This window comes from Modestobacter sp. KNN46-3 (assembly GCF_011039295.1).
Genome location: NZ_JAAKGN010000052.1, coordinates 21534 through 28235 on the forward strand (window position 1 = coordinate 21534; position 6702 = coordinate 28235).

A 6702-nucleotide genomic window follows, 5' to 3' on the forward strand; every position below is an offset into this window, starting at 1 on the left:
CCCCGACGGGCGTCGCCCCGACCGTCCGCGGCTCCCCCGAGTGACGCTCCCCCGAGTGACGCTCCCCCGAGTGCGTTGCTCACCGGCCCTGGGCCGGTGCGCCGACGTCGCCGACCGGCGCCTGCGTGGCGCCGTTGGCCGAGCCGTGCACCGCCCCGTTGGCCGCGGCGACCTCGGCCGGGGTCAGCACCGGCGGACGCTCCGAGGGGGTGCGCTTGCCGAAGCCGTTGTAGGGCGCCATCGACGGGCGCTTGACCACCCCGGCACAGATCCGGTCCATGTCCTCGCGGGACAGGGTCTCCCGCTCGAGCAGCTCCAGCACCAGGCGGTCCAGGACGTCGCGGTACTCGACCAGGATCTCCCACGCCTCGTCGTGCGCGGCCTCGATCAGCGCGCGCACCTCGCCGTCGATGTCAGCGGCGACGGCGTCGGAGTAGTCCGGCCGCGAGCCCATGTCCCGGCCCAGGAACGGCTCGGAGTCGGTGCTGCCGTACTTGACCGCGCCGAGCTTCGCGCTCATCCCGTACTGGGTGACCATCGACTTGGCCAGCGAGGTGGCCTTCTCGATGTCGTTGCCGGCGCCGGTGGTGGGCTCGTGGAAGACCAGCTCCTCGGCCGCCCGGCCGCCCAGCGCGTAGGCCAGCGTGTCGATCATCTCCGAGCGGGTCTGGGTGTACCGGTCCTCGGTGGGCAGCACGAGGGTGTGGCCCAGCGAGCGGCCGCGCGGCAGGATCGTCACCTTGTGCACCGGGTCGGTGTTCGGCAGGGCGTGCGCCACCAGGGCGTGGCCGCCCTCGTGGTACGCGGTGACCTTCTTCTCCTTCTCGCTCATCGCCCGGGTCTTGCGCTCCGGACCGGCGAGCACGCGGTCGATCGCCTCCTCGAGGGTGGCGTCGGTGATGATCGTGCCGTCCTGGCGGGCGGTGAGCAGGGCGGCCTCGTTGAGCACGTTGGCCAGGTCGGCCCCGGTGAAGCCGGGCGTCCGCCGGGCCACGGTCTCCAGGTCGACGTCGTCGGCCAGCGGCTTCCCGGTGGCGTGCACCTTGAGCACCGCCGTCCGGCCCTGCAGGTCGGGGCGGTCGACCGGGATCTGCCGGTCGAACCGGCCGGGGCGCAGCAGCGCGGGGTCCAGGACGTCCGGCCGGTTGGTGGCGGCGATCATGATGACCCCGCCCTTGACGTCGAAGCCGTCCATCTCGACGAGCATCTGGTTCAGCGTCTGCTCGCGCTCGTCGTGCCCGCCGCCCATGCCGGCGCCGCGCTGCCGGCCGACGGCGTCGATCTCGTCGATGAAGATGATCGCCGGGGCGTTCTCCTTGGCCTGGGTGAACAGGTCGCGGACCCGGCTGGCGCCGACGCCGACGAACATCTCCACGAAGTCCGACCCGGAGATCGAGTAGAACGGCACGCCGGCCTCACCGGCGACGGCGCGGGCCAGCAGCGTCTTGCCGGTGCCGGGCGGGCCGAACAGCAGCACGCCCTTGGGGATCTTCGCGCCGATCGCCTGGTACTTGACCGGGTTCTGCAGGAAGTCCTTGATCTCGTGGAGCTCCTGGATCGCCTCGTCGGCGCCGGCGACGTCGCTGAACGTCGTCTTCGGGCTGTCCTTGCTGACGATCTTGGCCTTGGACTTGCCGAAGGCCATCACGCCCCGGCCGCCGCCCTGCATGGAGCTGAACAGCCAGAAGAGCAGCAGCAGGAGGAGCACGAAGGGCAGGAAGCTGACCAGGATGCTGACCAGCAGGTTGTCCTGGGAGACGTTGGTGTCGAAGTCGACGCCCTCGCCCTCACCCAGGCCGCTGACCAGGTCGAAGACGTCCTCCTCGGCGCCGACCGGGTAGAAGGCGGTGACCTGGTCACTGCCCTCGACCGGGTCGATCAGGTCGAGGTCGACCGTCTGCTCGCGGTCGTTGATGGTGGCGGAGTCGACGTTGCCCTCGGCGAACTGGGCGAGCGCCGTGGAGGTCGAGACCTCCTGGTACTCGGGGTCACCACGGAAGAAGCTGGAGCCGACGAAGGCCACCAGGACGACGATGGCGATCCAGAACCAGACGCTCCGGAAGATCTTCTTGCGTTCCATACACCGTGGCCGGGCGCCGGGGTGAGCCCGACCTGCCCGTCGACCCTCCTGATCGTCGCTGGACGCCGCTCGCGACCCTGGGGGACGCCCCGCGCGGGGCGACGTCGTTGGTGCCGAAGGTACACCGCAGGACCTGTGTCCCTGCTGGGCAAGGCGGGGCTGGCCTCGCGGTTGTACCCCGTCAGGAGGAGTAGACCTCGGGCTTGAGCGTGGCGATGTAGGGCAGGTCGCGGTACCGCTCGGCGTAGTCGAGCCCGTAGCCGACGACGAACTCGTTGGGGATGTCGAAGCCGATGTAGCGCACCGGGACGTCGACCTTCACCGCGTCCGGCTTGCGCAGCAGCGTGCACACCTCCAGGGACGCCGGCCGCCGGCTGCCCAGGTTCTTCAGCAGCCAGGAGAGCGTGAGCCCGGAGTCGATGATGTCCTCGAGCACCAGCACGTGCTTGTCGGCGATGTCGCGGTCCAGGTCCTTCAGGATCCGCACCACGCCGGAGGAGCTGGTGGCGCTGCCGTAGGAGGAGACCGCCATGAACTCCATCTGGGTCGGCAGCTGCAGCGCCCGGGCGAAGTCGGACATGAACAGCACCGCGCCCTTGAGGACGCCGACCAGCAGCACCTCGCGACCGGCGTAGTCGTGGGCGATCTGCGCGGCGAGCTCCGCGATCTTCCCCTGGATCTGCTCCTCGGAGAGCAGCACGTGGGCGATGTCCGGGCCGTAGCCGTGGTCCGGGCCCAACGGGCCGGCTGCGGGGATGGCGGGCTCGCTCACGACGGTCAGGGCTCCTCTGGGGGGACGGCATCAGGTGCAGCGGGGCGCGGACCGGTCCCGCGACCGGGAGGAGCGCCGAGCTGCACGGTCAGCCTGCCAGACGCACGCCGCACCCCCGCACCGCCGGGGAGGTCCGCTCGTCCCTGTCCCCTCCACCGGGTGAGGAGAGCGTCCACCGCCGACAGGTGCACGCCCTGCAGGTCGGGCACCCCCGCCCGGCGGAGCCAGCCGCGCAGCACCCGGCGCCGCAGCGCCGGAGGCAGGCCGGCCAGCGGGGCAGCGGGCAGGTCGCCGTCCGGCCCGATCAGCGCCGCGAGCTCGGTGTCGGCGAGCGCGTCGAGGGTGTCCAGGTCCTCCCGGGTCATCGCCGCGGTCCGGCCGAGGGCCGCCGCCACCCCGCCGCCGAGCACCTCCTCCAGCAGCGGCAGCACCTCGGTGCGCAGCCGGACGCGGGTGTAGGCGGGGTCGCTGTTCCACGGGTCGTCCCACACCGGCAGCTGCTGGGCCGTGCAGGCGGCCCGGGTCGTCTCCCGCCGGACGCCGAGCAACGGGCGCCAGAACGGCGGGCGGTGCTCGACCATGCCGGCGACCGAGCGGGGGCCGGAACCGCGGGCCAGCCCCAGCAGGACGGTCTCGGCCTGGTCGTCCAGCGTGTGGCCCAGGGCGATCGTCGCCCCGTGCTCCGCCGCCGCCCCGGCCAGCGCCGCTGCCCGGGCCGCCCGGGCTGCCCCCTCCGGCCCGCCCGCGTCGCCGACGTCGACCGTGAGCACCAGCACCGGGGAGAGCCCGACGGAACGGAGCAGGCCGGCGGTGCGCTCGGCCTGCTCGGCCGAGCCGGGCTGCAGTCCGTGGTCGACGGTGACCCCGCCGACCGGCCGGCCCGCGCGCGGCGCCTCGAAGGCCAGCGCGGCGGCCAGGGCCAGGGAGTCCGCTCCCCCACTGCAGGCGGCCAGCACCGGCCCCGTGCCGGCGGCGAGGCCCGGGCGCACCGCAGTGCGCAGCGCCGCGACGGCGGGGTCGGGTCCGGCCATCTGGGGGACCCGGATCAGGCCGGGAAGGCCGGCCGCGACTCCAGCACCCGCTGCACCCAGCGGGCGGGCTCGGTCAGCTCCTCCTTGTACGGCAGGTTCTCCGGCCCGGCCCAGACCTGGTTGAACCCGTCCATGCCGGCCAGCTCGACCACCCCGGCGACGAAGACCCGGCCGTCGGCGTACTGCTGCATCTTCTGCTCCAGGCCGAGCAGCCGGCGCAGCACCCGATCGATGGGGCCGCGGCCCTTGCGGCGCTGGGCGAAGCGCTTGCGCAGCGTGCGCACGGACGGGACGACGTCGGGGCCGACGCCGTCCATCACGAACTCGGCGTGCCCCTCCACCAGGCTCATCACCGCGGTGACCCGGTCGAGCACGGCGCGCTGCTCGGGGTCCCGGATCAGCGCCATCAGCCCCTGCGGGGCGTCGTCGTCGGCACCGGTGCCGCGGACGACGTCGGTGAGGCTGCGCAGCACGTCGCTGAGCCGCTCGCGCAGCACGTCGGGGGTGAGGTCGGTCGCCTCGGCGAAGGCGGCGATCTGCTCCTCGAGGTAGCCGCGCAACCAGGGGACGGCGGTGAACTGCAACTGGTGGGTGACCTCGTGCAGGCAGACCCACAGCCGGAAGTCGCTGGGGTCGACGCCGAGCCGGCGTTCGGTCTCGACGATGTTGGGCGCCACCAGCAACAGCCGGCCGCCGCTGCCGAAGACCTCGTACTGGCCCAGCACGCGGGTGCACAGGAAGGCCAGCACGCCACCGGCCTGCACGCCGGTCGCCCGGGAGCCGATCGCGGTGGCCAGCGGCCCCGGCGTCGTGCCCGACGCCGCCTGCAGCCCGTCGGCCAGCGGGTCCAGCAGGGCCGCCATGCCCGTGGTGTTCGAGTCGATCCAGCCCGGCCGGTCGACGACCGCCACGGTGGGCACCGGGCCGCCGGGGACGGGGCGCAGACCGGTCAGCTCCTCGACGTGCGCGACGGCGATCGCGGCAGCGCTGTGCAGCTCCGCGACGACGGCCGCCGCCTCCTCCCGGGTGGTCTCCGGGCCGGCGCCGGTCAGGCGACGGGCGGTGCGGCCGGCGAGGTCCCAGTCGACCAGTGACGAGGAGCGGCTCATCGCCTCACCGTACGCGGGGGCACCTCGCCCGGCCGCCGTCAGCGGCAGCCGCAGCCGGCCAGCGCGGCCGCCACGGCGTCCAGTGCGGTCTCGGTGGCCGCGATGCTCCCGGTGGCCCCGTCGGCGAGCACCGCGAACGCGAGCAGCCGACCGTCAGCGGTCTGCACCGTGCCGGCCAGATCGTTGACGCCCAGCAGCGTGCCGGTCTTGGCCCGCACCGACCCCGGGCTGCCCGGGCCGGCCGCAGCGCGGTCGGTCAGGGTGCCGTCGTACCCGGCGACCGGCAGACCGGAGAGCAGCAGGTCGGCGTCGGGGATGCTGCCGTCGGCGGCGGCCTGGACGACGTCGACCAGCAGCCCGGCGGGCACCCGGTCGTCGCGGGAGAGGCCGCTGGCGTCGGAGAGGGCGAGCCCGGTCGTGTCCAACCCGACCTCGGCCAGCGCCGCGGCGATCGCCTGCCCGGCGCCGTCGAAGGTCGCCGGCAGTCCCCGGGCGATGGCGACGTGCCGGGCCAGCGACTCGGTCAGCAGGTTGTCCGAGGTGGTGAGCGCCTGCTCGACCAGCCGGGCGACGGGCGCGGACTCGACGCTGCCCAGCGTGCGGGCGCCAGCCGGCGCCGCACCGAGGCTGACCGCGGCACCCGGGGCGCCCAGAGCCGCGGCCAGGGCCGCTCCGGCGTCGGTGCCCGGGGACCCGCTGCGGGGGGTGTTGCCGGGGACCTGCCGGGCGCCGTCGACGGCGGTGGCGGTCACCGGGGCGGCGTAGGTCGACGGCGCGTCGTCCGGGCCCCAGCCCTGGGCGGTGAGCGGGCCGCTGAACAACGAGTTGTCGACGACGACGCTGGTGACCGGCTGGCCGCCGAGCGCCTGCTGGACCTGGGCGGCCAGGTCGGCGACGGTCGCCGCGCCCGGGTAGTCGACCGACGGGGCGGTCGTCGACAGGGTCGGGTCACCGCCGCCGACCAGGACGACCTCGCCGGGGGCGCTGCCGGCGACCACGGTCGTCGACAGGGTGTCGGTGGGCTCCAGGGTGGTGACCGCGGCGAGGGCGGTGAGGAGCTTGGCGGTGGAGGCCGGGGTGCTGGGGTCGGTCGCGTCGCGGTCGAAGAGCACCTGACCGGTGGCCACGTCGACCACCTGGGCGGAGAGGTCGCTGCCGAACACCGGGTCCGCGAGCAGTGGGGTCAGCACGGCCGCGAGCGCTGTCGGGTCGGGCACCGGGGCCTCCGCGGACAGCGGGGCGAGCACCGGGCTCGGGTCGGTGAGCTCGGGCAGGACGGCGTCCGGCACCTGCTCGGCGTCCTCGGCCACGGTGGAGTCGCCACCTCTGGTCAGGTCGAGGGCGAGCACCACACCCGCCGCGACCAGCACGACGGCGAGGACGGCGGCGGCCAGGACCTTCACCAGCCGGCCGCCCCCGCGACCGGACTCCGCCCGCCGCCGACCCGAGGCGGCAGCGGTGGCGCCCACGGCTGCGGGAGCAGCGGCAGTGCGCTGGGGGACGTCGCGGCGACCTGCCGCGCGCGCGGCCTGCGCCCGTTCCCGCTCGTCGCGCTCGGCCCGCTCCCCGGCGGCACGGTCGGCCTCAGCGCGGTCGGCCGCGGCCCTGCGCTCCGCCGCGGCGCGGTCGGCCTGTCCCCTATACACATCTGACGCTGCCGACGACGGCTTAGGCGCACATCCACGTGGTCGCCGTACCACTTGACACAAA

Annotated in this window: 5 protein-coding genes; all 5 read right to left on the bottom strand. The window is 74.5% G+C overall.

What is annotated here, in order from left to right:
* Positions 1-79 precede the first annotated feature (79 nt).
* The 5 genes from ftsH to dacB all read right to left on the bottom strand — a co-directional run bounded on the left by ftsH (position 80) and on the right by dacB (position 6638).
* A complete protein-coding gene (ftsH, locus tag G5C62_RS12930; RefSeq protein ID WP_164701308.1) occupies positions 80-2080 on the bottom strand; it encodes an ATP-dependent zinc metalloprotease FtsH in 2001 nt (666 codons plus the stop codon).
* A gap of 181 nt (positions 2081-2261) precedes the next feature.
* Complete coding sequence (gene hpt / locus G5C62_RS12935; RefSeq protein ID WP_346774120.1) at positions 2262-2852, bottom strand: hypoxanthine phosphoribosyltransferase; 591 nt, start codon at positions 2850-2852, stop codon at positions 2262-2264.
* 5 nt (positions 2853-2857) lie between these two features.
* A complete protein-coding gene (tilS, locus tag G5C62_RS12940) occupies positions 2858-3883 on the bottom strand; it encodes a tRNA lysidine(34) synthetase TilS (RefSeq protein WP_164701309.1) in 1026 nt (341 codons plus the stop codon).
* Positions 3884-3897: 14 nt separating this feature from the next.
* Positions 3898-4992 carry a zinc-dependent metalloprotease gene (locus G5C62_RS12945; RefSeq protein ID WP_197058383.1) on the bottom strand — a complete coding sequence of 365 codons (1095 nt, stop codon included), beginning with the start codon at positions 4990-4992 and terminating at the stop codon, positions 3898-3900.
* 38 nt (positions 4993-5030) lie between these two features.
* The gene (gene dacB, locus G5C62_RS12950; protein WP_241175880.1) at positions 5031-6638 is read right to left on the bottom strand and encodes a D-alanyl-D-alanine carboxypeptidase/D-alanyl-D-alanine-endopeptidase; all 1608 of its coding nucleotides are present in this window, start codon (positions 6636-6638) and stop codon (positions 5031-5033) included.
* Positions 6639-6702: the final 64 nt, after the last annotated feature.